Genomic DNA, 25,361 nt, shown 5'->3' with positions numbered 1-25,361 from the left:
CCGATGACCCAAAAGGATTGAAAGAATGAAAAAACCATTGCTGGCGGCAGTTGCTGCCCTTGCCATGACATTGCCGCTGGCCGCCCCGATTGCGGCTGAAGAGGCACCGGAAACGCTGGTCACGATCCTGACCGCGCCGGAGCCGCAGACACAGTTGATGGCCATGGTGCTTGCGACGCAAGCGGCGCAAAAGGGGGTGGCCCCGCATGTGCTGTTGTGTGGGCCTGCCGGTGACATCGCGCTGAAAGACGCCCCTGAAAGCGCCACCGCGCCGCAGCCACCGATGGCCATCAGCCCGCAGATGCTGCTGGGAAAACTGGTGGCAATGCCCGGCGCCAAGGTGGAGGTCTGCGCGCTTTACCTGCCCGCCAAAGGCGCGGGTGCAGAGGTGCTGATGGACGGCGTCACCGTCGCCAAACCGCCAGCAATGGCCGCGGCAATGGTCGCCCCTCATGCGCGTGTTGCCAGCTACTGACCTTCTCAGAACCTGCGCCGCATGCTTTGGCGCAGGTTTTTTCTTAATCTACTCAATTGCATACAAAGGTGTACATCTATGACGGCACATCTGAACAGACGTCAAATCCTCTCGCTTGCGGCTGGGGGCGCGGCACTGGCGGCGGCTGCACACTCTCCGGCACAGGCGAAGACCATCAGCACAAAGGCCCGCATCGTGATCATCGGCGCAGGGGCAGGCGGCACCGCACTGGCCAACCGGCTGGCGCGCCGCCTTGATGGTGCCACGATCACCCTGATCGACCCGCGTGTGGACCACCTGTACCAACCGGGGCTGTCACTGGTCGCGGCAGGGCTGAAACCGGCGGATTATGTGGTGTCCAAGACCACCGATTGGCTGCCCAAGGGCACGACCCTGATTTCTGAGGCCGCCGCCGCCATTGATCCTGAGGCACAGGTTGTGGCCACCAGTGGCGGCCAAAAGGTGGGCTATGACTTCCTTGTCGTTGCGCCTGGGCTGGTTCTGGATCACGATGCAATCGACGGGTTCTCTTTGGATATGGTCGGCGAAAACGGCATCGGCGCGCTCTATGCTGGCCCGCAATACGCCGCCGCCACGTGGAAAGCGGCCTCCAAATTCACCGAAGAAGGCGGCGTTGGCCTGTTCACCCGCCCGGCGACGGAAATGAAATGCGCCGGTGCGCCGCTGAAACACACCTTCCTGATTGAGGATATCACCCGCACCAATGGCAATCGCGGTAAGGCAGAGCTGCATTATGCCGCGCCGCAGGGCAGCCTGTTTGGCGTGCCAATTGTGGCTGAAAAAGTGCGGATGCTGTTTGGCGACCGTGGCATCAACACCCATATGAAGCACACCCTGACCGCAATTGAGGCAGGGGCGAAACGGGCCTACATGACGGATGCTGACGGCAGCACGGTGGAGATGGACTATGACTACATCCACGTCATCCCGCCGCAACGCGCACCGGATGTCATCCGTCAATCCGGCCTGTCGTGGGCGGACAAATGGACTGATCAGGGCTGGGTCGAATGTGACAAAGGTACGCTGCAGCACCTGCGTTATGACACGATCTGGGCATTGGGCGATGTGGCAGGCGTGCCAAAGGGCAAGACCGCCGCTTCGGTCAAATGGCAGGTGCCGGTGGTGGAGGACGGTCTGATCGCCGCCATCGAAGGGCGCGATCCAACCGAAATCTACAATGGCTACACTTCCTGCCCGATGATCACCCGCGTAGGCCGCGCCATGCTGGTCGAGTTTGATTACAACAACAACCTTGTCCCCTCCTTCCCTGGCGTGATCGCCCCGCTGGAAGAGCTGTGGATCAGCTGGTTGATGAAAGAGGTGGCGCTGAAGGCCACCTATAACGCGATGTTGCGCGGCGACGCCTGAGGAGGACGTGATATGAAAGACCTGACCCTAACCACCCTGATTGCCGTGTTTGAGGAAATCTTTGGCACTGCGCTCTTCTGGGCCATGGTGGCAGCTGCCGCATTGGTGACACTGGCCTATGTTGTCGTGTTGATCCGTGATCGCCATGTCAGCTGGCGCAAGTTTCTTTATGCACAGCTGTCTATGCCCGTTGGTGCGGTGGTGGCTGTATGGTTTGTGATGTCGATGACCAATTCCAGCCTTGCCAGTCTGGGCGGGCCGCTGGATGTCATTATCCTGCTGGCCATCGCGCTGGCTGGCGCAATTGGCGCAGCGGTCTTGGTGTACACTGCGCAGTCCCTGATGCAGCCGCCAAGCAAAACATCCGAGTAGGGCATACGAAAGGTCCCGAACATGAAAAAGGCGCCCTTAATGGGGCGCCTTTATTTATTTTGTTATGTGATCCTTAGACCAGACGCGATACCTCGACCGCGGCGCGGACGAAATCTTTGAACAAGGGATGTGGATCAAAGGGTTTCGACTTCAATTCCGGGTGGAACTGCACGCCGATGAACCACGGGTGATCTTTCCATTCCACAATCTCGGGCAGGCGACCATCTGGCGACATGCCGGAGAATTGCAGGCCGCAGGCCTCCAGCTTTTCGCGGTATTTGGTGTCGACTTCGTAGCGGTGACGGTGGCGTTCCTCAATCGCGGTGCTGCCGTAGACCTGCGCGACCTTCGATCCTGCGGCCAGCGTCGCGTTATAGGCGCCCAGACGCATGGTGCCGCCCTTGTCGTCGGTTTCCTTGCGGCGCACGGTGGCGTTGCCCTGAACCCATTCTTTCAGGTGGTAAACCACCGGTTCAAAACGTTTTTCACCTGCTTCGTGGTCAAATTCCTCAGACCCCGCGGTGGTCAGGCCGGCGGCGTTACGCGCGGCCTCGATCACGGCCATCTGCATGCCCAGACAGATCCCAAGGTAAGGGACTTTACGCTCACGGGCGAACTGTGCTGCTTTGATCTTGCCCTCAGTGCCACGCTCGCCAAAGCCGCCGGGCACCAGAATGGCGTCGAAACCTTCCAGATAGGGGGCGGCGTCTTCGTTGTCGAACACCTCGGAGTCGACCCATTTCACGTTGACCTTGACCTTGTTGGCCATGCCGCCGTGTGTCAGGGCCTCTTTCACCGATTTATAGGCATCTTCCAGCTGGGTGTATTTGCCGACGATGGCGATGTTCACCTCGCCGTCCGCGTTGTAGATGCGGTCTGCCACATCATCCCATTTGCTGAGGTCAGGGCGCGGTGCCGGCGCGATGCCAAAGGCATCCAGAACGGCCTGATCCAGACCTTCGCGGTGGTAGGCCAGCGGCGCTTCATAGATTGATTTCAGGTCATAGGCGGCCACAACCGCCTCTTTGCGCACGTTGCAGAACAGCGCGATCTTCTCACGCTCTTTTTCAGGAATTTGCTGTTCGGAACGGCAAACCAGAATGTCGGGCGCGATGCCGATGGATTGCAGTTCTTTCACGCTGTGTTGGGTCGGCTTGGTCTTCAGTTCACCCGAGGCTGCCAAGTAAGGCAGCAAGGTGAGGTGCATGAAAATGCATTGTCCGCGCGGTTTGTCGTGGCTGAACTGACGGATCGCTTCAAAAAAGGGCAGGCCTTCGATGTCGCCGACGGTGCCGCCGATTTCGCACAGCATGAAATCCACTTCATCCTCACCGATGGAGATGAAGTCTTTGATTTCGTTGGTCACATGGGGAACAACCTGAATGGTTTTGCCCAGATAGTCACCACGACGTTCGCGTTCCAGCACATTGGAATAGATGCGTCCAGAACTGACCGAGTCGGTCATGCGTGCGGGCACGCCGGTGAAGCGTTCGTAGTGACCAAGATCCAGATCGGTTTCCGCGCCGTCGTCGGTGATGAAGACCTCGCCATGTTCAAACGGGCTCATGGTGCCGGGATCGACGTTCAGATAGGGATCCAGCTTGCGCAGGCGGACCGAATAGCCGCGCGCCTGCAGCAACGATCCCAGCGCTGCTGAAGCCAAACCCTTGCCCAGCGACGAAACCACGCCGCCTGTAATAAAGATGAAACGCGCCATTTTCGGCAACTCCCGTGCAGTCTGTCCGGCCCAATCGCAGGCCAAAACCCAAGCCCATACGGTTACGTAAAACCGTAGCATCACGGGACTCGAGCCTTACTAGATTCGCGAATAATACGCAAGAAGACCGCAAGATGCTGTTGCGGTCTTTTGCCTAAGATCAGATGTGGTTTTAGTCCGCGCGCGGTACCAGCGGCGCGTTGTCACCAGCCGAAGGCGGCAACAGGTCGCTGCCTGCGGGCAGTGCCGGTGCATCTTCGGTTGCGGGAGCAGAGCCGCCGCCAATACGATCCAGAACCGAGCTGCCAGCCGATTTGTCCGCGGCAATGATGGTCAGCGTGATCGAGGTGATGATAAAGCCGATTGCCAGGATCCAGGTCACCTTACCCAGAGCGGTTGCAGCTGCGCGACCGGTGGCTGCACCCCCGCCGCCGCTACCCATGCCAAGACCACCGCCCTCTGACCGTTGCAGCAACACAACGCCGATCAGCGCCAGTGCAAGGAGGAGGTGGATGATGAGAACGACGTTTTCCATGAGGCAGCCTTCGGATTTGTTCGATGCGGTTCCTTAAAGTTTTCGGCTGCCCCACGCAACCCCGAAGGGGCAGGCTATCACGTAAATCTGACGGCAACTGTGGCATGAAATGCTTAATAAATGGTGGACAGAGCGGGCGCGCCTGCGTCAGCATCGCTTTATGCCTCATGATCACTCTGACCACCCGCACGCCCTGTTGCCCCCCGAACCCGCGCTCCGCGTTAAGGCGTTGGAAACGATTCTGCGCGATAAAGGCCTGATTGATCCCGCCGCGTTAGAGGAGATTATTGACACCTATCAAAACAAAATAGGCCCGCAGAATGGTGCCCGTGTGGTGGCGAAGGCGTGGCTGGACGATGGGTTTCGGGCTGCTTTGATGCAGGACGCGACCAGTGTCGTGCGTGACCTCGGTTTTTATGGGCGTCAGGGCGAACATATGGTCGTGGTGGAAAATACGCCTGATCGTCACAACATGGTCGTCTGCACGCTGTGCAGTTGCTATCCGTGGCCGCTTCTTGGCATCCCGCCGGGCTGGTATAAATCCGATGCTTACCGTGCCCGTGCGGTGCGCGAACCGCGCAAGGTGCTGGCGGAATTTGGCATGACCCTGCCGGATAGCACTGCGGTACGCGTCTGGGACAGTACGGCAGAGGTGCGTTATCTGGTGTTGCCAATGCGCCCCGAGGGCACCGAAGGCATGGACGAGGATGCGCTGGCAGCCCTCGTGACCCGCGACAGTATGATTGGCACTGGTTTGGCGCATGTACCTAAGGGGGCTGCGACATGAGCCGCGTGCATGACATGGGGGGCCGTTTCGGCGATGGTCCGGTGGTGCCGGACGCAGAGGGTGCACCGGTCTTCGCTGCTGATTGGCATGCACGTGCGTTGGCGGTCACACTGGCCTGCGGCAGTCTAGGCCAATGGAACATCGACACCTCGCGCCATGCCCGTGAACGCCTGTCGCCCAAGGATTACGCGCGGTTCTCTTACTATGAAAAATGGATTTCCGCCCTTACGGATCTGCTGGTGGAAAAGGATGTGTTGACGCTTGATGATTTGGCGGGCGATGGCGGCGCGTGCGCGGTTCATCCTTTGGCGGATCGGCGCCTAAGCGCGGCTCAGGTGCAGGGTGTGCTGGCCTCAGGCGGTCCCGCAGATCGTGCTGGCGGTCCCGCGCCGTTGTTTCAAATGGGGCAAAAGGTGCGCACGCGTCACCCCGGCGGCAATGCGATGGTGGCTGGCGGCCACACGCGCCTGCCAGCTTACGCAACCGGTGCGGTCGGGGTGATCGAGCGGCTGCATGGCAGGCATGTCCTGCCAGACAGTGCTGCGCATGATTTGGGGGAGGCGCCAGAGCCGCTTTATGCGGTGCGCTTTGCCGCATCAGAGTTGTGGGCGCAGACCGAACATCCGCGCGATGAGGTGGTGTTGGATCTGTGGGAAAGCTACCTGTCGTTGGAGGATCGGTGATGGATTGTCCCAGCCTGCCCGATTTCACTGCCGCCACGGGGCTGGAGGAACCCGCGTTTCGCGAGCCCTGGCATGCGCAGGTTTTTGCATTGACTGTGCATCTCAATGAGGCAGGGCAATTCACGTGGGCCGAATGGGTTCACCGTTTTTCAACTGTTTTGCGCCAGTATGGGGCGGAACGCAGTTTGAATGGTGGGGAGGATTATTTTAACGCATGGCTCGCAACGCTTGAGGCGCTTTTGCAGGATGCGGGCATGGCCAGTGCGGCGCAGGTAGAAGATGCCCGCGCAGCGTGGGAGACCGCGTATTTGACCACCCCACATGGGGCGCCAGTTGCCCTCAAAGCCAGCCGCAGAGGCGAGTGATCAGCCCTCGCAGTGGCGCATCCGATGGTGGACCGTGCAGTATCTCTTGCGTCAATTGTGCGCTTGCGGCGAAAAATTGGTTCCCTCAGGGCGCACCTGTCGATATACGGGCGCGGGTTTGACAGAAAGTCAGGCCCGATCCAAACATCGAAAGAGGACCAGCAATGGCAAATGTCGTCGTCGTCGGCGCCCAGTGGGGCGATGAGGGGAAAGGCAAGATCGTGGATTGGCTGTCGGAACGTGCCGACGTCATCGCCCGTTTTCAGGGCGGCCACAACGCAGGCCACACGCTGGTCATTGATGGCAAGGTTTACAAACTGCATGCGCTGCCTTCGGGCGTTGTGCGCGGCGGCAAGCTGTCGGTCATCGGCAATGGCGTGGTGCTGGACCCATGGCACCTGGTGAATGAAATCGCCACTGTGCGCGAACAGGGTGTTGAGATCAGCCCTGAAACCCTGATGATTGCGGAAAACACCCCGCTGATCATGCCGTTTCACGGTGAGCTGGACCGCGCCCGTGAAGAAGCTGCGTCTAAGGGCACCAAGATCGGCACCACCGGGCGTGGCATCGGTCCGGCCTATGAGGACAAGGTTGGGCGCCGTGCGATCCGCGTTGCCGATCTGGCCGATGAGGCGACATTGGAGGCGCGTGTTGACCGCGCTCTGCAGCACCACGATCCGCTGCGCAAAGGTCTGGGCGTTGAACCCATCGACCGTGACGCGCTGATCGCCAAGCTGAAAGAAATCGCGGTACAGATTCTACCCTACGCCGCGCCTGTGTGGAAAGTGCTGAGCGAAAAGCGCAAAGCCGGCAAGCGGATCTTGTTCGAAGGCGCGCAAGGTGCCCTTCTGGATATCGACTTCGGCACCTATCCCTTCGTGACCTCGTCGAATGTGATTGCAGGTCAGGCGGCGACCGGTGTCGGCATCGGCCCGGGTTCGATCGATTACGTTCTGGGCATCGTCAAGGCCTACACCACCCGTGTGGGTGAGGGTCCGTTCCCGACCGAGCTGCTGAACGCAGATGGCACGCCGGATGCGGATGGTGACCGTCTGGGCACCCGTGGTCATGAGTTTGGCACCACCACCGGTCGTCAGCGCCGTTGTGGCTGGTTTGATGCAGCACTGGTGCGCCAAACCTGCGCCACCAGCGGTATCAAGGGCATCTGCCTGACCAAACTGGACGTGTTGGACGGTTTTGAAACGCTGAAGATTTGCGTGGGCTACGATCTGGACGGTTCCCGTCTGGATTACCTGCCCACCGCAGCGGATCAGCAAGCGCGGTGCAAGCCGATATATGAGGAAATGCCTGGCTGGTCGGAATCGACCGAAGGCGCGCGCAGCTGGAACGATCTGCCTGCCAACGCGATTAAATATGTGAAGCGCGTGGAAGAGTTGATCGACTGCCCCGTCGCGCTACTTTCCACCTCTCCCGAGCGTGAGGACACTATCCTCGTCACTGATCCCTTTGCCGATTGAGGTGCGTAAATGGCCCTGAGCTACAAAGCCCGTCGCCGACTGTCTGTCCTGATCCTGCTGGTTGGTCTGCCGCTTTATATCGTAGCGGCGATCACCATTCTGAATCTCTTGGATCGCCCATCGATTCTGGTGGAACTGGCGGTTTATGTCGGTCTTGGCGTGCTATGGGCTATTCCGTTGAAAAAGGTGTTCTTGGGCGTGGGGCAAGGCGACCCTGACGCGCCTGAGGATGATCAGCAGCGCTGATAAGTCCCTGAAAAAAGACTGGAAACCGGGCCTTTGGGTCCGGTTTTTTCATGCTTGGGGGTGGGCATAGATACAAGAGATTGCGCGGCGAAAATGCCGAGCTGTTAAATTTCAATGCCGTGGAGAAATGGCATCCCGTAGGGGAATCGAACCCCTCTTTCCAGGTTGAAAACCTGGCGTCCTAACCGATAGACGAACGGGACAGACCGTTTGGTGAGGTGGCTTTTAGGCAAAGTGGCCGCCCTGCGCAAGTGGAAAATCTGCGGTGATTTTTGTAAGTATTTTGGCAAGCGCAAGGACGAAACAGGAGCATTTACGTGCCCGGTTTTCTTGTCAGAATATGCCGTGGAGAAATGGCATCCCGTAGGGGAATCGAACCCCTCTTTCCAGGTTGAAAACCTGGCGTCCTAACCGATAGACGAACGGGACAAGCCGTTTGGTGAAGTGGCTTTTAGGCAAAGGGGACGGGGCGCGCAAGCGGAAAACGTCGGGGTTTCACACTTTTTTCTGAGGCGATATGCGGCGCAGACCCCATGTCCCAGAATGCGAAAAAGTCGCCCGCGAGGGGCGACTTTTCGATCCAAAATGGCATCCCGTAGGGGAATCGAACCCCTCTTTCCAGGTTGAAAACCTGGCGTCCTAACCGATAGACGAACGGGACAAGCCGTTTGGTGAGGTGGCTTTTAGGCAAAGCAGGCAGGGCGCGCAAGTGGAAAATGACATCTTGGTGACGATTTTTTTCACCGCATCAGGCGCGGGTATTTTGGCCCCTGATCCGCCTTATGCTGGCGCGGCATCTTCAAGGCGCAGCTGTACTTGTTGACGTCCGCCCCAGCTGTTGATTTCTAGCCGGCCAGCAAGGTGGAAGCGCGCGCCGCCGTGGTTCATCAGGCGTTCGCCCAGAGGCGTGTCAAAGGCGCCAAAACAGATCGCATCGATGCGCGGGCCCATGCCATCGGTGAAGTTGATTTTCAGATGGCTTTCGCCCACGCGTTTGGCAAAGCGGATTTCCACATCAGGAAATACAAAGCGCGGCGCAGCGGCGGAGGCGCCGAAAGGCCCTGCCTTTTCAATTTGTTCAATCAGCTCGATGCTGGCCGCGCCGGGCATCAGAACTCCATCCAGTTTCAGGTCCGCAGGGCCGGCGTCGCCCGCGCCCTGTTTGGCCAGCAGGTCCGACAGACGTTCCATCGCGGCGTCCAGCTTGTCGCGCGCCACGGTCAGGCCTGCGGCCATCTTGTGCCCGCCCCCTTTGATCAACAGACCCTCAGCGGCCAGTTTCTGGATCGATGCGCCAAGGTCGACGCCGCTGATTGAACGCCCTGATCCTTTGCCGATATCGCCGTCAAAACCGATGACGATGGCGGGGCGGTTGGTGGCCTCTTTCAGGCGGCTGGCGACGATGCCGACCACGCCGGGGTGCCAGCCTTCGCCTGCGGCCCAGACCAACGGATGCTCCAGTCCGCGTTCCTCTGCCTGTTCAAGGGCAGCGGCGCGGACGGCGTTTTCGATGTCGCGTCGTTCTGTGTTCAGCTCGTCCAGCCGTTCAGCCATGGCGCGGGCCTCTGCCACGTTGTCGGTGGAGAGCAGCCGTGCCCCAAGGTCGGCCTTGCCAATGCGGCCCCCAGCGTTGACGCGGGGACCCAACATAAAGCCGAGCGCGTAGGAATTGGGGGCCTGTTCCATCCGGCTGACGTCAGACAGGGCGACAAGGCCAGGGCGGGCGCGGCGGGCCATCACCTTCAGCCCTTGGCGCACCAGTGCCCGGTTTACCCCGATCAGTGGTGCCACATCTGCCACGGTTCCCAGTGCCACCAGATCCAGCATGGCCATCAGGTCGGGCCCTTTGGCGCCTTCAGCCCGCATTTGGCGGTTTGCCTCCACCAACATCAGAAAGACAACGCCTGCGGCGCACAGATGCGCCAGCGCGCCATCCTCATCCTGTCGGTTGGGGTTCACCACCGCCACCGCGTCCGGCAGGGTTTCACCGCCAAGGTGGTGGTCCAGCACAACAACATCCGCGCCGATGGCGGCTGCAATCGGCTCATGGCTCAACGTGCCACAGTCGACGCAGACGATCAGGTCGTGGTCCGCGGCCAGCGCGGCCATCGCCGCCTCATTCGGGCCGTAGCCCTCATCAATCCGGTCGGGCACATAGAGCGTCGCCTGACGTCCCATCTGACGCAGCCAGTCAATCAAAAGCGCCGCAGAGGTGCCACCGTCCACATCATAATCGGCAAAGATCGCAATGCGTTGGCGTTGTTTCACTGCCAGAAGAAAACGCGCGGCGGCGGCTTCCATATCCTTCAGCTTGTGCGGGTCGGGCAGCAGGTCGCGCAGTTGGGGCTCTAGAAAACCCTGCGCCTCATGTGGAGGCACACCACGGCGCGCCAGTGTCTGACAGACGGCCATCGGCAGGCCGGTTTGCTGGCGCATAAACTCGGCCTGACGCTCGACCTCGATGCCCGGACCAACCCAGCGTCGCCCGTTGAGCGATGCGTCTACGTCCAAAAATGCACGGGAGGAGGAGGTGCTCACCAGCGGCCTTTCAATGTTCCCAAAATACTTAAACTGCGGCGCCCATTATAACACGCGCCGCAGAGCGTAAGATCAGACAGTTTCGATGCGCAAGGCAACCGGTGCTTCGGTCACTACATCGGTTTTTTCGATGCCCGCTAGTGCGGTGTCCAGATCGGCGCGGGTGGTTTTGTGCGTCACCATCAGCACCGGCGCGCTGTTGTCCTTGTGGCCATATTGGCGCATCCGGTCGATGGACACACCTGCCTCACCCAGCACAGCGGCCACTTTGGCCAGTGCGCCCGGTTTGTCCTTCAGCGACAGACGCAGGTAGTAGGGGGCGGGCAGGGCGGATTGGGCGCGGGGCGCCTTTTTCAGTGTGTCGGCGGTCTGGCCGAACACCGGATAGCGGTAGCCGCGCGCGATGTCGCAGACGTCGCCCATCACGGCACTTGCGGTTGGGCCTTCGCCCGCACCGGCGCCGCGCAGGACGACCTGACCCACGTCGGAGCCTTCGACGACCACCATGTTGGTGCCACCTTCCAGCTGGCCCAGTGGGCTTTGCGCGGGCACGAGACAGGGCGACATGCGTTGTTCCAGACCGCGGCCTGTCATCTGCGCCACGCCCAAGAGTTTGATGCGGTAGCCCATGTCGGCGGCCTGACGGATATCTTCGAGGCTGATGCGCTGGATGCCTTCCAGTTCAACGCCTTCGAAATCCATCTGCGTGCCAAAGGCCAGCGAGGACAGGATTGCCAGTTTGTGACCGGCATCAATGCCGCCCACATCAAGGTTTGGGTCCGCCTCAAGATAGCCCAGTTCATCCGCTTCGGCGAACAGTGCGTTGTAGCCCTGACCTGTGGCTTCCATGCGGGTCAGGATGTAGTTGCAGGTGCCGTTCATGACTCCCATCACACGGGTGATTTCATTGGCGGCCAGACCTTCGGTCAGCGACTTGATGATTGGAATGCCGCCAGCGACGGCTGCCTCATAGCGTATCACTGCGCCAGAGGCTTCGGCCAGTTCGGCCAGCGCCTGCCCGTGGTGGGCCAGTAGGGCCTTGTTGGCGGTGACCACATCTTTGCCTGCTTTCAGCGCGGCTTCGATCGAATCCTTGGCGGGACCTTCTTCGCCCCCCATGAGTTCGACGTAGACATCCACATCGTCACGGGTGGCGAGCGCCACAGCGTCGTCTTCCCATGCGTAGTTGTTCAGATTGATGCCGCGATCCTTGTCGCGTGAACGGGCGGATACGGCGGTGATCACCACCTCACGCCCAGTGCGCATAGTCAGTAGGGCAGCCTGTTGACGGACAATTTTCACAACGCCGACACCCACGGTGCCGAGCCCTGCAATACCAAGGCGCAAGGGTTGGCTCATCTGGCCCTCCTGAACTGACATATCATTCCCTTGGCGATGTATCGGGCTTTGCGCCCCTGTGCAACGCGGCAATTGCAGTGCGGGGCCTGCGATGCGGGGGGAAGGACGGCTGTAGGGTGCCCTCAGCCGCCGTTTTGGGCACGCAGCCGCGCGGCGCGGGCGCGTAGGGCGGCGGCACGGGCGCGCAGTTTATCGCTGGTTTCGGTGCTGAGGTCGGCTGTGGCCTGGCCTGCCAGTACGGTTTCCAGTGGCACCAGTTCGGGATAGGGCGCGTTTTGGGCCGCGGGAACAGCCTGATCCGGGATGCCAGCGGGCGCGCAGGCCGTCACGATGACGAAGAGGCTCAGACAGTACAGAGGTGTGGCGCGGCGCATAAGAACAGGATCCGATCAATAACAGACGCCCTCGTATGGCCCGTGGCGTGGCTGCTTGGCAAGAGGTTCGGCAATAGTAGCGGTCAAGAGGGTTGGCAATGGGGGTGTCTGTGCTATGGAGCGGCGATTGGCGCCTCAGTGCCATTTCTTCTAGGATATGAACATCTGTTCAGATAGCGTGGCAGGTATGGCAAGAACCGCTGGATCCCATTCCGATATCACTGGCCCCCGCGTCCTTGGCGCGGCGTTGCGGCTGTTTGCGCAACATGGCTTTGCGGCCGTTTCTATGCGACAGATCGCGCGCGAGGTGGGGGTGCAGGCCGGTGCGCTTTATAACTACACGCCGGACAAGCAGACGTTGCTGTTTGATCTGATGCGCAGCCATATGGAACACCTGCTAGAGCAGCGGCAGGGCCGCGCGAAGGGGGGCGATCCATTGACGCGACTGGAGGATTTCGCCCGTTTTCACATCCGCTATCACCTCAACCGTCCCGATGAAGTGTTTATCGCCTATATGGAGCTGCGCAACTTGACAGAGGCCAATTTTGCCGCCATCGAAGAGTTGCGCCGCCGCTATGAGGCAGAGCTGGAAGAGATCCTGCGCGAAGGCGTTCATGCGGGGCTGTTTGCGGCCAGTGATATTCGCATCACCACTATGGCGGTGATTGCGATGCTGACCGGTGTGACCACATGGTATCGCCCAAGCGGGCGTCTATCTGGCGATGAGGTTGAGGTTCTCTATTGGGATATGGTGCGCAAATCGGTCTGTGTTTGAAGACGGCTTACCAAGGGATCAGGTCCACGCTGTCTGTGACCAGATAGAACAAACCGATGAAAATCGCAGCGCCCAGCAGGCGCACTGACCATTCGATCGCGGCCTCGGCACGGGTCTTGCCGCTGTGTACATCGCGCCTTGCGGCCATTGAGCCCGCAAGGAAACTGCCGGGGTTTTTGAACCGGTGGTGTGAATGTGTATTGCCTGCGGCGCCGTCCAGCATTGCTGCTGTTTCCTCGGCCAGCATACGGCGGCGGTCCGCCTCTTGCTCTGGTGTGCCCCATCCTGACATTTATTCGCTATATCAGTGGTTTGTGCCATGCTAGGGGCGGCGTGCACCTGTGGCAAGCGTCAATTCTACGACTTTGCCTCAGGTGCGTGGTCAGGCGGCTCACAGGGCCTGTAGAAAGGGACGATGCTCAGAGTATCGGCGCAGGTCGTGGGGCTGTACGGTATTGGGCCATGAAATTTTTGCATCAGAGTTATGCCATCTCTGGCGTGGCAAAGCTGTGCCAGGAAATAGCGGTGCTGGGGATAAGGCTGGAATTGCGCCTCTGCGCAGGCTATGAGCGCCTAAGCATTGATGAGGAGCGCAATATGCAGCCGACAGATCACAGCCCAGAGCCAGAACAGGTGCAAACTACGCCGCAGGGCGGACCTGCGGGCGAAGAGGTTCTGGCCATGGTTACTGTTTCAGCTTCGCGGCGCTGGCTGGCACTGGGGATGCTGGCGGTTCTTGGGATGTTGCTGGTGATCTTCGGCTTTACCGCGCCACCGGCGCAGATCCTGTTGCAGGTCTTTGTGGTGTCACTTGGCGCATTGTCGCTGGCGCTGTCGGCGAAAATGTACGCCAGCACCGGATCCCACATTGCGCTGACCCGTAGCGGGCTGCGCGACGGTGACGGCACGCTGATTGCGCCGGTTCAGGCGATCAAGTCGGTAGATCGCGGCGCCTTTGCGTTCAAACCGTCAAACGGTTTTCTCTTGCGTCTGGACCTGGCGCTGCTGGACGGGGCTCAGCTGCCGCGCAGCTGGCGGCCAGGTCTATGGTGGCGTTTGGGCGCGCGGGTTGGCGTTGGCGGTGTGACGCCGGGCAATCAGACCAAGATCATGGCAGAATTGATTCAGGCGCTCATCGCAGAGCGCAGCGCCTGATATCGTTTCGCTTGACTGACGGGAAGATCAGTTCTGGAACACCAGTTGCGGTGCAAAACGCGGGCTGGTGAAGACCATGTTGTAAAGATCATCCTCGCTGAGGCCGACGTTGAACAGCGGTTTATACGTGCTCCATGTTTCCACAAGGATCACCCGTTCGTTGTCCGGCAGGTCGGGCAGGCGGGTGCGCATGGCGTTGACGCCGTCCTCGTTGAGGGGCGCGCGACCACCGCGGGCCTCGGACCAGTCCAGTTTATAGCGGCTGTCCTCTTCGTCCCACATGGCCACCGAAATACGCACCGCAGGGTCCGAGTTGCGTTTCGAAAGAAATTCGAACAGGTTCTGCATCGAAGAGACATAGGTGTCATTCACCGCCGCAGTTTCCCGGCTGAGCATGTCACCGATAGTATAAGCGGCCCGCAGGTTGACCGAGCTTTGGCGGAAGGCGTCGAAGTAGACGTAGGTCGCCAGAAAGGTCCACAGCAGGAAGGGCAGGATCAGCACGGCCTCGACCGCGACGGAGCCACTGCCATCCTTGACAAAGCGGGTGGCGAACCGACGGGTTGCCGAAGCGGCACGTTTGGGCAGGTAAGTCACAGCGTTCAACATTAGCGCGGCTCCTGTACGAAGGCGGATCGGGCGATCAGCGAATAATCCCCAGCGCCATCCTTGTGCAGCGCCTCACCCAGGCCACTGGTCGGGAAGAGGGGCTCTACCTTGACGCAGACACGCACAAGCATCATTTCGTTTTCACGACCATGCACAAAGGCACGCACCGGCTCCACGTCACGGCTGCGATCGGTGCAATCGGCATCGGCGCGCGGGTCGGTCCAGTTGCGCGGATCCAGCTGGATCATCTCAATCCGCAGGTTGCTGCTGCAGTCGTGCAGCAGATAGGCGCGGTCGCAGATGCGGGCTTTCAGCTCATCATGCTGCGGTGCGGTGCCAGTGCCCAGGCGGATGTCGCGCACCGTCAGATCAAGCGCCCGTTCCAGCAGGGTTTCACGCACTGTCAGCAAGCCCAGTTCAAAGGTTGAAAACAGGATCAGCATCAACAGGGGGGCGACGACGGCAAATTCCAATGCGGCACTGCCGTCTTCTTCCTTGCTGAAAGTATGGCCCAGTTTCTGGTTGACCCGCTGGCCGATTTTTTGGCGCAGACGATGGCCAAAGGATGTGGCTGGCATTGGGCAGCGCGGCTGCGTCCGCTTGGATTTGGAAAACAGACCACTCATTGTACCAGCCTCAGTTTACGGATCGACGCGGCGATGGATTCAAAGGCGTCATCAATCGCCAGACCATCCACATCGAAGTGGTGCCCGTCAGAGCTGGCGCATTTGCGCAGCACGTTCTGACCACGATCGGGCGCCTCAAAGCCGACGGTGAAGATCACAATGCCGTTGTTTTTGGCGGCGGTGCAGATCGCATTGGTGCGGGCGTCCTTGGTGTTGGCGCCGTGGTAGTGGCGGATGCTGTTGTAGTATTTCCACTGACGGTTCTGATCAAAGCCGTAGTTTTCGTCACGGTTCCAGGTCAGCGAGGCACGGTTCCATAGTTCGGGGTAGGTCAGGTTCACCGCGGTTCCAGGTTCATCTACGTTCTCGCAGCGTTGCACCTGATACCAGTTCCCCCATCGGTTGCGCGTCCACTCCCAGCGGCATTCTTCATATGTGCCGTTGCCATAGGGATGATCGGTATATTTGCCGCTGTCAGGCCAGTAGTAGTTATGGCGGTTGTTGTAAAAGCCGTTGTAGACCGAATAAACCTTGGCTTCGGCGTTGTACCACACACCGCTGGCACCAGATTTTACCGAGTCATTCAGGTAATACTGGTTGGTGTTGCGCCCATCGGTCATCAGCACCACCACTTTCAGCGTGCTGCTGTTGTTGAATTCATGCGGGCGACCGCGGAATGCGTTCGGGGCGTGACCATCGTCGATCAGACCAGTCAGCACCGGCTGCGTCGAAGGATCCACCAGTGCGGCGCCCCATTTCATGCCCAGATCAATCGAGGTGTTGCCGCGTGCGGTCAGCTTGTTGATGTAGTTGTGCAACGTGGTGCGGTTGTTGGAAAATGGCAGGACCTGCAGGTTGTTGCCGGTTGCGCAAACCCGGTGGAAGTCACTTTCTGAGTCCTCGTTCAATTCGCGGTGATACCACGGATCAAAATGCGCTGTCCGGTCCAGTTCGGTGTTGGGGGAAATCGATGTGCGGTTGAAATCCGCGCTGGCAAAGTTCACGCAGTGGGAATACTCATGTTCGTCGCTGACAGTGTATTGATCCAGCAGGTTTTTGCCCACCGCCACCTGCGTCGCGTAAGGCACGATAGAAACGTAGATGTTGCCTTCCTGAGCAGATTCGAGAACCGTATCCACAAAGGAGCGCGCGGCAGGGCGCAGACGTTTCAGACGTGAGTTGGAGTTCATCGAGCCGGAGACATCCAACACCAGCGAAATCTCGATACCATCAATCCGCTCTTCCGCTTTGCCGGTCGCCGGCGCGGTCAGTGTCTTGATGTTGAACAGTTTCATGAAATGGGTGTTGATCTTGGATTCTGCCGTCACCGATACGGAGCGGAAGCCGATGCCTTCATCCACGTTCACGCTGGTGAGCGAGGCGCCAACGCCAGCTTTCTGGAAGTAATCCTCTACCACCTGACGGGCGGGTTGGGTCTGGTCCAGATCAGCGGCGGCCAGAACCGCGCTGTCCAGCGTGTTCTGCAGCGACATCCGGTCTCGTTCAAACCGCATCAGGTCAATACCGACCCCGCCGATCATCAGCATGCAGGTCAGCATGAACATGGCAAACAGAAGTACAGCGCCGCTTTCGTCCCGACCGAAGTGATCAAGACGGCGCGCGGCTTTGGCGCAGCCCTGCGCCATCTGGCGCGGCATATGCAGTCTATGTGTACGCTTCATCTTCTCAACCTCTGTGTTTCAACGCCGAGTCCCTCACATCCCTAAACGCCGACGCAGCCGGGCGTCTTAGGCGCAATTATTGGTTAAGGGGGCATTCTTACGTATGTATCGAGGTCAAACAGGGCGGAAAAAAGGCACCCGCAAGGAATTGCTGGGGTCTGACGCGGTTGGCACGGGGGTGAAATGGCACTGATGGGCGTGCAGCTGCTCTTTGATATAGACCTATGATGATTTTGACCATCCTTATGCCGCAGTGGCTTGCATGGGGGCATTGAGGCTGGCAAAACGGGGGGATCTTAATGCCGGAACCTATAACCGGATAGGGGGCTATCATGCTGCGTATTTTCAAACCCGTCGTCCGTACCGCCACTGTGACCGCCTGCCTGCTGGCGGCCTCGCTGGTGCAGGCAGAAACCGCCGAGGAACGTGAGGCGCGTTGTACTGCGCAGTCGGCGATTGTGGAAAAAGCGGTGCAGCATCGGCTGGACAGCCGGTCGCAGAAACGCGCGGATAAGCTGGTGCGTCGGTCAGATGAGATCAAAGATAGCCCCTATGAACAGCATGTCGATCTCTTGGTGAACTGGGTTTACACCCTGCCAGAGGCGCAGCTGGGCCCGGAGGTCAGCGCAACCTTTGCCACCGCCTGTAACCAGTATGAGGGGTAAAGACGTCTGCGCCTTTGCCTGACCTCCGCAACCCGCTATAGTCCCCTTCATGAGTCTGCCCCCCGGTTTCCTTGACGAATTGCGCAACCGCACCTCCATCTCTCAGGTGGTGGGGCGCAAGGTCATATGGGACCAGCGCAAATCTAATCAGGGCAAGGGTGACATGTGGGCACCATGCCCGTTCCATCAGGAAAAATCGGCCTCGTTCCACGTGGATGATCGCAAGGGGTACTACTACTGCTTTGGCTGCCACGCCAAAGGGGACGCTATCACTTTCATCCGCGAAACCGAGAATGTGGAATTTATGGAGGCGGTGGAAATTCTGGCCCGTGAGGCCGGAATGCCGATGCCCCAGCGCGATCCGCAGGCGCAGAAGAAGGCCGACAAGCGCAACCAGCTGTCTGATGTCATGGACATGGCGGTGCAGTTTTTCCGCCTGCAACTCAGCCGGGGGGTGGCAGCGGATGCGCGCGCCTATTTGCAGCGTCGTGGGTTGATGGGGGAAACGCAGGCGCGTTTTGAAATCGGCTTTGCCCCGGAGGGGTGGCAAAACCTATGGGATCATCTGCGCGGCAAAGGGGTTGAGGAAGAGCTGATCATTGGTGCGGGACTGGCGAAACCGTCTAACAAAGGCGGCAAGCCCTATGATGCCTTCCGCAACCGGATCATGTTTCCGATCCGCGATCCCCGCGGGCGCTGCATTGCGTTTGGCGGTCGTGCGATGGATCCCAACGACAACGCCAAATACCTCAACAGTTCGGAAACAGCGCTGTTTGATAAGGGCCGCAATCTTTACAACCACGGCCCCGCGCGAGAGGCGGCGGGTAAGGGGCAGCCGCTGATTGTGGCCGAAGGCTATATGGATGTGATCGCGCTGGCAGAGGCGGGGTTTGGTGCCTCTGTCGCGCCGCTGGGCACGGCGATCACCGAAAACCAGCTGCAACTCTTGTGGCGGATTGCGCCGGAGCCGATCATTGCGCTGGATGGCGATACTGCTGGTCTGCGCGCGGCGATGCGGGTGATTGATCTGGCGCTGCCCTTGTTGGAGGCTGGGAAGTCCCTGCGTTTTGCTTTGATGCCCGAAGGCAAGGATCCCGATGATCTGATCCGTCAGGAAGGGCCGGAGAAGCTGCAAGAGCTGCTGGATAACGCGATCCCGATGGTGGATCTGCTGTGGCAGCGCGAAACCGAAGGAAAGGTTTTTGACAGCCCCGAACGCAAGGCTGCTCTGGACAAATCCCTGCGTGAAAAGATCAAGCTGATCCGTGACCCGTCGATCCGGGAACATTACGGACTGGCGATCAAAGATCTGCGCGGCGATCTGTTTGGGTTTTCCCGCCGCAGTGAACAGCAGGGCGGGCGTGGTTTTAACGAGGCCCCGCAGCGCGGCTTCCAACGTGATTTCCAACGTGGTGGGGGTTTTAAAGGCGGTTGGCGCAAGGGTGGCTTTGCCCCCACACCGCTGGCCAGCACCAAATCGTCGATGCTGGTGTCTGCGGGGGAGGGGGCGGATAACCACCTGCGCGAAGCGGTCATATTGGCCGCCTTGATCCGCACACCACAGCTGTTGCCGGAATTTGACAGCCAGATTGATCGCATGCAGTGCCATGACCGCGACCGCAGCGACATTCGCAACATCCTATTGGATTGCACTGACCGTGGTGAGTTGCTCGACGTCGAGGGGCGTATTTTTGAGGCGCTGGGCCCCTATGCCCTTGAAAGCCTGTTCGCGCTGCCCCATGTGGCCATTGCACCCGCCGTGCGCCGCGCCGGAGATTTGGATACAGTGCGCATGTCGGTGTCTGAAGAACTGGCCAAGTTGCAGGCCACACGTGGGCTGGACGCTGAAATTAGCGAAGCAGAGGAAGACCTGCCCACCTCAGAGGATGAGGCGCTGACACATCGCCTGCATCAAGCGACCGAGACCCGCAACCGCGCATTGCGCAGCGAACAAGAAGATCGTGCGCACTATGACGTTGGTGAAAACGGTGCCCGAATCAACCGCGAAGAGCGCGATGCGTTTGATGCGATTCTGAACAACATCAATTTCACCAGACGCTGACCCAGACTGATTCGCAGCGATTTGGTGAAGAAAACCGAAAGAAAAGCGGGTAAACGTCTTTCCGAATCTGGGAATCACGTTATTGATTCGAGTTAAGCGAATCGCTGACCTCGACCCAATCCGGACCCGTCCGCCTCTAGGAGAGTTTTATGGCTGCCAAAGACACCGAAGACCGTAAGCCCGACGATCAGGACGCGGAGGTCTCTCTTGATATGAGCCAGACCGCGGTCAAACGTATGATCGCTGAGGCGCGCGAGCGCGGCTACATCACGTATGACCAGCTCAACCAGGTGCTGCCGCCGGATCAGGTGTCCTCGGAACAGATCGAAGATGTGATGTCGATGCTTTCGGAAATGGGCATCAACATCATTGAGGATGAAGAGGCCGAAGACGAAGAGCAGAAAACCACCGCCGTGGTTGATGTGTCGTCCAACAAGGGTGAGGTGGCCCTGGCCGCTGGCACCTCGGAAAAACTGGATCGTACTGACGACCCTGTGCGCATGTATCTGCGCGAAATGGGGTCGGTTGAGCTGCTCAGCCGTGAGGGCGAGATCGCGATTGCGAAACGGATTGAGGCCGGCCGCAACACGATGATCCTCGGCCTGTGCGAAAGCCCGCTGACCTTCCAGGCGATCACCATCTGGCGCGACGAACTTCTGTCCGAAGACATTCTGCTGCGTGACGTTATCGATCTGGAGACCACTTTCGGCAACCAGATGGACGACGACGAAGATGAAGAGGTCAGCCCTGCCAATGTGACCGCTGCCCCAGCTGCCCAGCCAGCGCAGAAAGAGGAAAAGCAGGAATACGATGCGGACGGTAACCCGATCCGCAACGATGACGACGATGATGATGAGGACGAACAGGCCAACATGTCGCTGGCCGCGATGGAGGCGGCGCTGAAACAGCGCGTGCTCGACACCCTCAACAACATCGCCGAAGATTTTGAAATCCTATCGGAAATGCAGGACGCCCGTATCTCGGCCACGCTGAACGAAGATGGCTCCTTCTCTGAAGAAGATGAAGCGCGTTATCAGAAATTGCGGTCTGAGATTGTGGAGCTGGTGAACGGCCTGCACCTGCACAACAACCGGATCGAGGCGTTGATCGACCAGCTTTACGGCATCAACCGTCGGATCATGTCGATCGACAGCTCGATGGTGAAACTGGCTGACCAAGCCCGCATCAACCGTCGTGAATTCATCGAGGCCTACCGTGGCGCTGAACTGGACCCCACTTGGCTGGACCGCATGGCGGAAAAACCGGGCCGTGGCTGGCAGGCGTTCATCGAACGCTCCACCGACAAGGTCGAAGGTCTGCGCAACGACATGGCGCAGGTCGGTCAATACGTGGGTCTGGACATCCCTGAATTCCGCCGCATTGTCGCACAGGTTCAAAAGGGTGAGAAAGAAGCCCGTCAGGCAAAGAAAGAGATGGTCGAGGCAAACCTGCGCCTCGTGATCTCGATCGCCAAGAAATACACCAACCGTGGTCTGCAGTTCCTTGACCTTATTCAGGAAGGCAACATCGGCCTGATGAAGGCGGTGGACAAGTTTGAATACCGCCGTGGGTACAAATTTTCGACCTACGCAACATGGTGGATCCGTCAGGCGATCACGCGGTCTATCGCGGATCAGGCGCGGACCATCCGTATTCCGGTTCACATGATCGAAACGATCAACAAACTGGTGCGAACCGGTCGCCAGATGCTGCACGAAATCGGTCGCGAACCGACGCCGGAAGAACTGGCAGAAAAGCTGCAGATGCCGCTTGAGAAGGTTCGCAAGGTGATGAAGATCGCCAAGGAACCGATTTCGCTGGAAACCCCGATTGGTGACGAAGAAGACAGCCAGCTGGGCGATTTCATCGAAGACAAGAACGCCGTGCTGCCGCTTGATAGCGCCATTCAGGAAAACCTGAAGGAAACCACCACCCGCGTTCTGGCATCGCTTACCCCGCGTGAGGAACGTGTGCTGCGGATGCGTTTCGGCATCGGTATGAACACCGATCATACGCTGGAAGAAGTGGGCCAGCAGTTCAGCGTGACCCGTGAACGGATCCGTCAGATCGAGGCGAAAGCGCTGCGCAAGCTGAAGCACCCCAGCCGTTCGCGCAAACTGCGCAGTTTCTTGGATCAGTGATTTAAAAGACGCCCCCGATTTTGGGGGCGTTTTTGTTAGATGCTGCAGATCATGCTGCACTTGTCGTTTGAATTTGTGCCCCCTCGGAACGGCGCTAGATAAATAACTTATTTTTGGAATGCGATTTCGTGAATGTGCAAATTTGTTAAACCCACAGCTTTCCTCTGCGCCACCCTCGCCATCCCCGCATACGCCTGTCCCGATGGCGCAACACCTCTGGTTTCTTGCCCATTGCAAGATGGCACGAAATATCTGCAAACCTGCCTCCTCGGCGATCACGCGACTTATGCCTTTGGCGCGACAGGGCAATTGCCCGATTTGCATCTGGCGCGCCCTGTGGCAGATGTCGAAATGACGCCTTGGCCAGGTATTGGACGCTATATCTGGGAGGATTTCACCTTCACCAACGGCGCAACATCTTATCATGTGTCTTACGGTTTCGACAGAATGGCCGAAGGCGAGGCACAGATGAGCGGCGGCGTTGTCGTGGAACAAGGCGATAATGTGCTTGCAGAACTGCACTGCGATCTTGGGCACGTCACCACCTCAGGCTATCCGCTATCGCTTTACGAGGCGAAGGAGGCGGCAGGTCAGGTCTATTCGCTGGAAACGCAAACCTGGTCTGAGTGATCGGGTTGCCCCCAGTTCGTCACACCTGAGACGCCGCGTTCGACTCACGAAAACGCGACCAGTTTTCACAACCTCGCGCGGAGGGGTTTCCGTCATCTTATTGTTACTTAAATAGGCAGGTATGAAAGGAGGTGGGCCATGCGTGTGCTCGTCTTGTTAATGCTTCTTCCGACAGCTGCTTTTGCGTATCACGGTGGTGAACCGGCCTGGGATCAGGTGACGGATTTGCCGATCGCAGAGCTGGCTTTGTCGCAGCCTGTCGCAGCAGCGGTTGCAGTGACACCGCAGCATGGGGCGGTGTGCCTCTTGCCGGATGTGGAGGGTCAAAATTCTGCACCGGCCAATTCGGTGTCGACCTACGCGATATGTCTGGTGAAGTAAGATCATTCCACGATCCAATTCGGGATCGCTTATACATTGGAGACGGGGTCAGGGTGCTGACCCCGTTTTTTCGTGCCATGGTGCTTGCACCTGACCGCGCCCGCGCGCAGAGTGCGGGAAAGCAGTAAAGGGGCTCATTATGTCATTCTGGTCAAAACTCTTCGGTGGCGTATCCGGCGACAGTGCAGGCGCCAAACCTCAGGCGAATGTGCATGAGCACAAGGGTTTTCAGATCACGGTTGCCCCAATGAAGGACAGCGGCGGCTACCGTGTTGCGGCCACAATCGCCAAGGACATCGAGGGCGAGGCGAAAACCCACCAGATGATCCGCGCCGATACTATCGCATCGCTGGAAGAGGCCGAAGAGGTCACGCTGCACAAGGCCAAGCAGTTCATCGATCAGATGGGCGATGGCATTTTTCGTTAAAGGGACGGGAATGCAGACAGAATTTCACCTCTCGACCCGCGGGCAGGGCCTATATGAATTTACACATGATGTGCAGGTTTGGGTGACAGGGCAGGGTGTGGCTCGTGGGCTGCTGACGCTGTTTGTGCGCCACACCTCCTGTTCGTTGCTCATTCAGGAAAATGCGGATCCAGAGGTGCAGGTGGATCTGCGCAACTTCTTTGCGCGTCTGGTGCCGCCGACCACGGATCCCAACATGTCCTATCTGACCCACACCTATGAGGGGCCCGATGACATGCCTGCGCATATTAAGGCGGCGATGATGCCGGTCAGCCTGTCTATTCCGGTTGTTGATGGCGCGCCGGGTCTGGGGACGTGGCAGGGGATTTACCTGTTTGAACATCGCAACGCGCCGCATCAACGCTGCGTGTTGGCGCATCTTGGCGGCTGATCTGCCCCCCTGTGATTGGCGGCATCGGACTTGCATGCCTTCTGTAACCTTCATCACGCAATCACGCTGATTGATTACGTTTCTGTGAGCGCGGTTGTTTGCGCGTCTGAAACGCTTTCATGATGGGGACAAGACACACCGGGGTCAGCGCAGACGCTGCCCGGGCTCAGGAGGACAGTCCATGAAAACCCAAGCGATCACATTCACCGGCCACGACGGCAGCCAATTGGCCGCGCGTCTTGACCTGCCTGAGGGAGAGATCACCGCAACCGCGTTGTTTGCCCATTGCTTCACCTGTTCCAAAGACATCCCCGCCGCCCGCCGCATTGCCCAGCGTCTGGCGCAGCGTGGCATGGCCGTGCTGCGCTTTGACTTCACCGGTCTGGGGCATTCCGAGGGTGAATTTGCCAACACCAACTTCACCACCAACGTGGCCGATCTGATTCTGGCTGCACAGGCGCTGGAGGAGCGGTTCGCCGCGCCGCAGTTGTTGGTTGGCCATTCGCTAGGCGGTGCTGCGGTGTTGAAGGCGGCGGGCAAGATCCCGTCGGCCCGCGCGGTCGCGACCATCGGTGCGCCTTTTGATCCGGCACATGTGGCTCATAATTTCGGTGCCAAGGTGAAAGAGATCGAGGAAGCGGGTGGCGCACAGGTTGATCTGGCCGGTCGTCCCTTTACCATTTGTAAACATTTCCTCGACGATATCGCGGCGCAAGAGATGAAGCCAGCGATTGCAGATCTTAACAAAGCGCTTCTGGTGTTGCACGCGCCGCTGGATGACGTGGTGGGGATCGAAAACGCGGGTGATATTTTTACAGCTGCAAAACACCCCAAAAGCTTCGTCACGCTGGATGATGCCGACCACCTTGTGACGCGTCAGGCCGATGCGGAATATGCCGCCGATACCATTTTGGCATGGGTTGCACGTTACGTGGATCTGGCGGCAGAACCGGTAACCAAAGCAGCGCCTGATGGCGCAGTGCATGTGTCAGAAGCGGACGCCAAAGGTTTCCTTCAGGACGTCAACATTGCCGGCCGCCATGCCTATCTGGCAGATGAACCACGCGCGGTTGGCGGCGCTGATCTGGGGCCGACGCCCTATCAGTATCTGTCTGCAGGTCTCGGTGCCTGCACGACGATGACGATCCGGATGTACGCCCGCCATAAGGGGTATCCGCTGGATCACGTGGCGGTCGATGTCTACCATGACAAACGCCATATCGAGGCGATGGAAGGTGACGGCGCTAAAGCGGCCAAAGAGGATGTGTTCCGACGCGATATTCATGTGACTGGTGATCTGACAGAGCAGCAGCGTGCTGATATCCTGAAGATTGCTGACAAATGTCCGGTGCACAAAACCCTGCACGGCACAGCCGTGGTGGAAACGAACCTTCTTGATTGATCTGGTGGTCCCAGAGCAACCAGAAAGACGCAACAATAGGTAGGGGGTCCAATTACCC

General features: G+C 59.0%; 27 protein-coding genes and 3 tRNA genes. 18 read left to right on the top strand and 12 right to left on the bottom strand.

The genetic code is table 11. The features are described 5' to 3' along the window. Positions 1–25: 25 nt before the first annotated feature. The 3 genes from MHM86_RS05620 (at position 26) to MHM86_RS05610 (ending at position 2,236) form a co-directional block, all read left to right on the top strand. Entirely contained in the window at positions 26–475 is a 450-nt protein-coding gene (locus tag MHM86_RS05620; RefSeq protein ID WP_239196771.1) for a hypothetical protein, read from the top strand. A gap of 78 nt (positions 476–553) precedes the next feature. After that, complete coding sequence (locus tag MHM86_RS05615) at positions 554–1,864, top strand: NAD(P)/FAD-dependent oxidoreductase (RefSeq protein ID WP_239196769.1); 1,311 nt, start codon at positions 554–556, stop codon at positions 1,862–1,864. A 12-nt stretch (positions 1,865–1,876) separates the two neighbouring features. Continuing rightward, a complete protein-coding gene (locus MHM86_RS05610) occupies positions 1,877–2,236 on the top strand; it encodes a DUF5368 domain-containing protein (protein ID WP_239196767.1) in 360 nt (119 codons plus the stop codon). Positions 2,237–2,309: 73 nt separating this feature from the next. Here MHM86_RS05610 and MHM86_RS05605 read toward each other — a convergent pair whose 3' ends face one another. Together MHM86_RS05605 and secG are read right to left on the bottom strand one after the other, a co-directional pair. Continuing rightward, positions 2,310–3,953 carry a CTP synthase gene (locus MHM86_RS05605; RefSeq protein WP_239196919.1) on the bottom strand — a complete coding sequence of 548 codons (1,644 nt, stop codon included), beginning with the start codon at positions 3,951–3,953 and terminating at the stop codon, positions 2,310–2,312. A 172-nt stretch (positions 3,954–4,125) separates the two neighbouring features. Then, positions 4,126–4,488: a preprotein translocase subunit SecG gene (gene secG, locus MHM86_RS05600; RefSeq protein ID WP_239196765.1), complete on the bottom strand. Its 363-nt coding sequence runs from the start codon at positions 4,486–4,488 to the stop codon at positions 4,126–4,128. A gap of 160 nt (positions 4,489–4,648) precedes the next feature. Here secG and nthA point away from each other — a divergent pair, with 160 nt between their 5' ends. The 5 genes from nthA to MHM86_RS05575 all read left to right on the top strand — a co-directional run bounded on the left by nthA (position 4,649) and on the right by MHM86_RS05575 (position 8,047). Then, entirely contained in the window at positions 4,649–5,275 is a 627-nt protein-coding gene (gene nthA, locus MHM86_RS05595) for a nitrile hydratase subunit alpha (RefSeq protein WP_239196763.1), read from the top strand. Then, on the top strand, positions 5,272–5,958 hold the full coding sequence (gene nthB, locus MHM86_RS05590) for a nitrile hydratase subunit beta (RefSeq protein WP_239196761.1): 687 nt from the start codon (positions 5,272–5,274) through the stop codon (positions 5,956–5,958). The genes nthA and nthB overlap by 4 nt, the downstream gene beginning before the upstream one ends. Then, a complete protein-coding gene (locus MHM86_RS05585) occupies positions 5,958–6,323 on the top strand; it encodes a nitrile hydratase accessory protein (protein WP_239196759.1) in 366 nt (121 codons plus the stop codon). Before nthB ends, MHM86_RS05585 begins: the two co-directional genes overlap by 1 nt. Before the next feature lie 164 nt (positions 6,324–6,487). Then, entirely contained in the window at positions 6,488–7,801 is a 1,314-nt protein-coding gene (locus MHM86_RS05580; RefSeq protein WP_239196757.1) for an adenylosuccinate synthase, read from the top strand. A gap of 9 nt (positions 7,802–7,810) precedes the next feature. Beyond that, positions 7,811–8,047, top strand: coding sequence for a DUF2842 domain-containing protein (locus MHM86_RS05575; RefSeq protein ID WP_239196755.1), 237 nt, complete (start codon positions 7,811–7,813; stop codon positions 8,045–8,047). A gap of 128 nt (positions 8,048–8,175) precedes the next feature. Here MHM86_RS05575 and MHM86_RS05570 read toward each other — a convergent pair. From MHM86_RS05570 to MHM86_RS05545, 6 genes are all read right to left on the bottom strand, one after another. Continuing rightward, positions 8,176–8,250: transfer RNA gene (locus MHM86_RS05570), tRNA-Glu, on the bottom strand. Between the two features lie 151 nt (positions 8,251–8,401). Next, positions 8,402–8,476, bottom strand: a tRNA-Glu gene (locus MHM86_RS05565). Between the two features lie 157 nt (positions 8,477–8,633). Beyond that, positions 8,634–8,708: transfer RNA gene (locus tag MHM86_RS05560), tRNA-Glu, on the bottom strand. A 119-nt stretch (positions 8,709–8,827) separates the two neighbouring features. Continuing rightward, positions 8,828–10,585 carry a single-stranded-DNA-specific exonuclease RecJ gene (gene recJ, locus MHM86_RS05555; protein ID WP_239196753.1) on the bottom strand — a complete coding sequence of 586 codons (1,758 nt, stop codon included), beginning with the start codon at positions 10,583–10,585 and terminating at the stop codon, positions 8,828–8,830. 72 nt (positions 10,586–10,657) lie between these two features. After that, the gene (locus MHM86_RS05550; RefSeq protein WP_239196751.1) at positions 10,658–11,944 is read right to left on the bottom strand and encodes a homoserine dehydrogenase; all 1,287 of its coding nucleotides are present in this window, start codon (positions 11,942–11,944) and stop codon (positions 10,658–10,660) included. A 122-nt stretch (positions 11,945–12,066) separates the two neighbouring features. Beyond that, positions 12,067–12,318: a hypothetical protein gene (locus MHM86_RS05545; RefSeq protein WP_239196749.1), complete on the bottom strand. Its 252-nt coding sequence runs from the start codon at positions 12,316–12,318 to the stop codon at positions 12,067–12,069. 187 nt (positions 12,319–12,505) lie between these two features. Between MHM86_RS05545 and MHM86_RS05540 the strand changes: the two genes are divergently transcribed. Further along, positions 12,506–13,093, top strand: a complete 588-nt coding sequence (locus MHM86_RS05540) for a TetR/AcrR family transcriptional regulator (protein ID WP_239196747.1) — start codon at positions 12,506–12,508, stop codon at positions 13,091–13,093. A 7-nt stretch (positions 13,094–13,100) separates the two neighbouring features. Here MHM86_RS05540 and MHM86_RS05535 read toward each other — a convergent pair whose 3' ends face one another. Continuing rightward, positions 13,101–13,385, bottom strand: a complete 285-nt coding sequence (locus MHM86_RS05535; RefSeq protein ID WP_239196745.1) for a hypothetical protein — start codon at positions 13,383–13,385, stop codon at positions 13,101–13,103. Positions 13,386–13,555: 170 nt separating this feature from the next. Here MHM86_RS05535 and MHM86_RS05530 point away from each other — a divergent pair, with 170 nt between their 5' ends. Further along, on the top strand, positions 13,556–14,248 hold the full coding sequence (locus tag MHM86_RS05530) for a hypothetical protein (protein ID WP_239196743.1): 693 nt from the start codon (positions 13,556–13,558) through the stop codon (positions 14,246–14,248). 27 nt (positions 14,249–14,275) lie between these two features. On the opposite strand, the gene MHM86_RS05525 is transcribed toward MHM86_RS05530, so the two are convergent. The 3 genes from MHM86_RS05525 to MHM86_RS05515 are packed head-to-tail and all read right to left on the bottom strand — an operon-like array spanning position 14,276 to position 17,165. Further along, the gene (locus MHM86_RS05525; RefSeq protein ID WP_239196741.1) at positions 14,276–14,857 is read right to left on the bottom strand and encodes a TadE/TadG family type IV pilus assembly protein; all 582 of its coding nucleotides are present in this window, start codon (positions 14,855–14,857) and stop codon (positions 14,276–14,278) included. Continuing rightward, positions 14,857–15,483 (bottom strand): TadE/TadG family type IV pilus assembly protein, encoded by a 627-nt coding sequence (locus tag MHM86_RS05520; protein WP_239196739.1) that lies wholly within the window; start codon positions 15,481–15,483, stop codon positions 14,857–14,859. Before MHM86_RS05520 ends, MHM86_RS05525 begins: the two co-directional genes overlap by 1 nt. Then, a complete protein-coding gene (locus MHM86_RS05515; protein ID WP_239196737.1) occupies positions 15,480–17,165 on the bottom strand; it encodes a TadE/TadG family protein in 1,686 nt (561 codons plus the stop codon). The genes MHM86_RS05520 and MHM86_RS05515 overlap by 4 nt, the downstream gene beginning before the upstream one ends. Positions 17,166–17,497: 332 nt before the next feature. Between MHM86_RS05515 and MHM86_RS05510 the strand changes: the two genes are divergently transcribed. From MHM86_RS05510 to MHM86_RS05475, 8 genes are all read left to right on the top strand, one after another. Continuing rightward, positions 17,498–17,830, top strand: coding sequence for a hypothetical protein (locus MHM86_RS05510; protein WP_239196735.1), 333 nt, complete (start codon positions 17,498–17,500; stop codon positions 17,828–17,830). 49 nt (positions 17,831–17,879) lie between these two features. Continuing rightward, complete coding sequence (gene dnaG / locus MHM86_RS05505) at positions 17,880–19,892, top strand: DNA primase (protein WP_239196733.1); 2,013 nt, start codon at positions 17,880–17,882, stop codon at positions 19,890–19,892. 149 nt (positions 19,893–20,041) lie between these two features. Next, positions 20,042–22,033, top strand: coding sequence for an RNA polymerase sigma factor RpoD (gene rpoD, locus MHM86_RS05500; RefSeq protein ID WP_239196731.1), 1,992 nt, complete (start codon positions 20,042–20,044; stop codon positions 22,031–22,033). A 132-nt stretch (positions 22,034–22,165) separates the two neighbouring features. Further along, positions 22,166–22,663, top strand: coding sequence for a hypothetical protein (locus tag MHM86_RS05495; RefSeq protein WP_239196729.1), 498 nt, complete (start codon positions 22,166–22,168; stop codon positions 22,661–22,663). Positions 22,664–22,801: 138 nt separating this feature from the next. Next, positions 22,802–23,044 carry a hypothetical protein gene (locus MHM86_RS05490; protein WP_239196727.1) on the top strand — a complete coding sequence of 81 codons (243 nt, stop codon included), beginning with the start codon at positions 22,802–22,804 and terminating at the stop codon, positions 23,042–23,044. A gap of 139 nt (positions 23,045–23,183) precedes the next feature. Beyond that, entirely contained in the window at positions 23,184–23,471 is a 288-nt protein-coding gene (locus tag MHM86_RS05485) for an HlyU family transcriptional regulator (RefSeq protein ID WP_239196725.1), read from the top strand. 10 nt (positions 23,472–23,481) lie between these two features. Beyond that, positions 23,482–23,901 (top strand): secondary thiamine-phosphate synthase enzyme YjbQ, encoded by a 420-nt coding sequence (locus MHM86_RS05480; protein ID WP_239196723.1) that lies wholly within the window; start codon positions 23,482–23,484, stop codon positions 23,899–23,901. A 181-nt stretch (positions 23,902–24,082) separates the two neighbouring features. Next, positions 24,083–25,303 carry a bifunctional alpha/beta hydrolase/OsmC family protein gene (locus MHM86_RS05475; RefSeq protein ID WP_239196721.1) on the top strand — a complete coding sequence of 407 codons (1,221 nt, stop codon included), beginning with the start codon at positions 24,083–24,085 and terminating at the stop codon, positions 25,301–25,303. The last annotated feature ends 58 nt before the right edge of the window (positions 25,304–25,361 follow it).

Source organism: Thalassobius sp. Cn5-15 (genome assembly GCF_022347685.1).
GTDB lineage: Bacteria > Pseudomonadota > Alphaproteobacteria > Rhodobacterales > Rhodobacteraceae > Thalassobius.
Note: the sequence above shows the minus strand (reverse complement) of the source record. Positions and strands in the feature narration are given on the sequence as shown.

What these genes read in the sequence shown, in the direction of transcription:
- MHM86_RS05490 (WP_239196727.1), top strand. Translation starts at nt 22,802, where the DNA reads ATGCGTGTGCTCGTCTTGTTAATGCTTCTTCCGACAGCTGCTTTTGCG.
- MHM86_RS05610 (WP_239196767.1), top strand. Translation starts at nt 1,877, where the DNA reads ATGAAAGACCTGACCCTAACCACCCTGATTGCCGTGTTTGAGGAAATC.
- secG (WP_239196765.1), bottom strand. Translation starts at nt 4,488, where the DNA reads ATGGAAAACGTCGTTCTCATCATCCACCTCCTCCTTGCACTGGCGCTG.
- dnaG (WP_239196733.1), top strand. Translation starts at nt 17,880, where the DNA reads ATGAGTCTGCCCCCCGGTTTCCTTGACGAATTGCGCAACCGCACCTCC.
- MHM86_RS05525 (WP_239196741.1), bottom strand. Translation starts at nt 14,857, where the DNA reads ATGTTGAACGCTGTGACTTACCTGCCCAAACGTGCCGCTTCGGCAACC.
- MHM86_RS05585 (WP_239196759.1), top strand. Translation starts at nt 5,958, where the DNA reads ATGGATTGTCCCAGCCTGCCCGATTTCACTGCCGCCACGGGGCTGGAG.
- rpoD (WP_239196731.1), top strand. Translation starts at nt 20,042, where the DNA reads ATGGCTGCCAAAGACACCGAAGACCGTAAGCCCGACGATCAGGACGCG.
- MHM86_RS05510 (WP_239196735.1), top strand. Translation starts at nt 17,498, where the DNA reads ATGCTGCGTATTTTCAAACCCGTCGTCCGTACCGCCACTGTGACCGCC.
- MHM86_RS05580 (WP_239196757.1), top strand. Translation starts at nt 6,488, where the DNA reads ATGGCAAATGTCGTCGTCGTCGGCGCCCAGTGGGGCGATGAGGGGAAA.
- MHM86_RS05545 (WP_239196749.1), bottom strand. Translation starts at nt 12,318, where the DNA reads ATGCGCCGCGCCACACCTCTGTACTGTCTGAGCCTCTTCGTCATCGTG.
- MHM86_RS05620 (WP_239196771.1), top strand. Translation starts at nt 26, where the DNA reads ATGAAAAAACCATTGCTGGCGGCAGTTGCTGCCCTTGCCATGACATTG.
- MHM86_RS05540 (WP_239196747.1), top strand. Translation starts at nt 12,506, where the DNA reads ATGGCAAGAACCGCTGGATCCCATTCCGATATCACTGGCCCCCGCGTC.
- MHM86_RS05480 (WP_239196723.1), top strand. Translation starts at nt 23,482, where the DNA reads ATGCAGACAGAATTTCACCTCTCGACCCGCGGGCAGGGCCTATATGAA.
- nthB (WP_239196761.1), top strand. Translation starts at nt 5,272, where the DNA reads ATGAGCCGCGTGCATGACATGGGGGGCCGTTTCGGCGATGGTCCGGTG.
- MHM86_RS05550 (WP_239196751.1), bottom strand. Translation starts at nt 11,944, where the DNA reads ATGAGCCAACCCTTGCGCCTTGGTATTGCAGGGCTCGGCACCGTGGGT.
- MHM86_RS05495 (WP_239196729.1), top strand. Translation starts at nt 22,166, where the DNA reads ATGTGCAAATTTGTTAAACCCACAGCTTTCCTCTGCGCCACCCTCGCC.
- MHM86_RS05605 (WP_239196919.1), bottom strand. Translation starts at nt 3,953, where the DNA reads ATGGCGCGTTTCATCTTTATTACAGGCGGCGTGGTTTCGTCGCTGGGC.
- MHM86_RS05485 (WP_239196725.1), top strand. Translation starts at nt 23,184, where the DNA reads ATGTCATTCTGGTCAAAACTCTTCGGTGGCGTATCCGGCGACAGTGCA.
- MHM86_RS05575 (WP_239196755.1), top strand. Translation starts at nt 7,811, where the DNA reads ATGGCCCTGAGCTACAAAGCCCGTCGCCGACTGTCTGTCCTGATCCTG.
- nthA (WP_239196763.1), top strand. Translation starts at nt 4,649, where the DNA reads ATGCCTCATGATCACTCTGACCACCCGCACGCCCTGTTGCCCCCCGAA.
- MHM86_RS05515 (WP_239196737.1), bottom strand. Translation starts at nt 17,165, where the DNA reads ATGAAGCGTACACATAGACTGCATATGCCGCGCCAGATGGCGCAGGGC.
- MHM86_RS05475 (WP_239196721.1), top strand. Translation starts at nt 24,083, where the DNA reads ATGAAAACCCAAGCGATCACATTCACCGGCCACGACGGCAGCCAATTG.
- MHM86_RS05530 (WP_239196743.1), top strand. Translation starts at nt 13,556, where the DNA reads ATGAAATTTTTGCATCAGAGTTATGCCATCTCTGGCGTGGCAAAGCTG.
- MHM86_RS05535 (WP_239196745.1), bottom strand. Translation starts at nt 13,385, where the DNA reads ATGTCAGGATGGGGCACACCAGAGCAAGAGGCGGACCGCCGCCGTATG.
- MHM86_RS05615 (WP_239196769.1), top strand. Translation starts at nt 554, where the DNA reads ATGACGGCACATCTGAACAGACGTCAAATCCTCTCGCTTGCGGCTGGG.
- MHM86_RS05520 (WP_239196739.1), bottom strand. Translation starts at nt 15,483, where the DNA reads ATGAGTGGTCTGTTTTCCAAATCCAAGCGGACGCAGCCGCGCTGCCCA.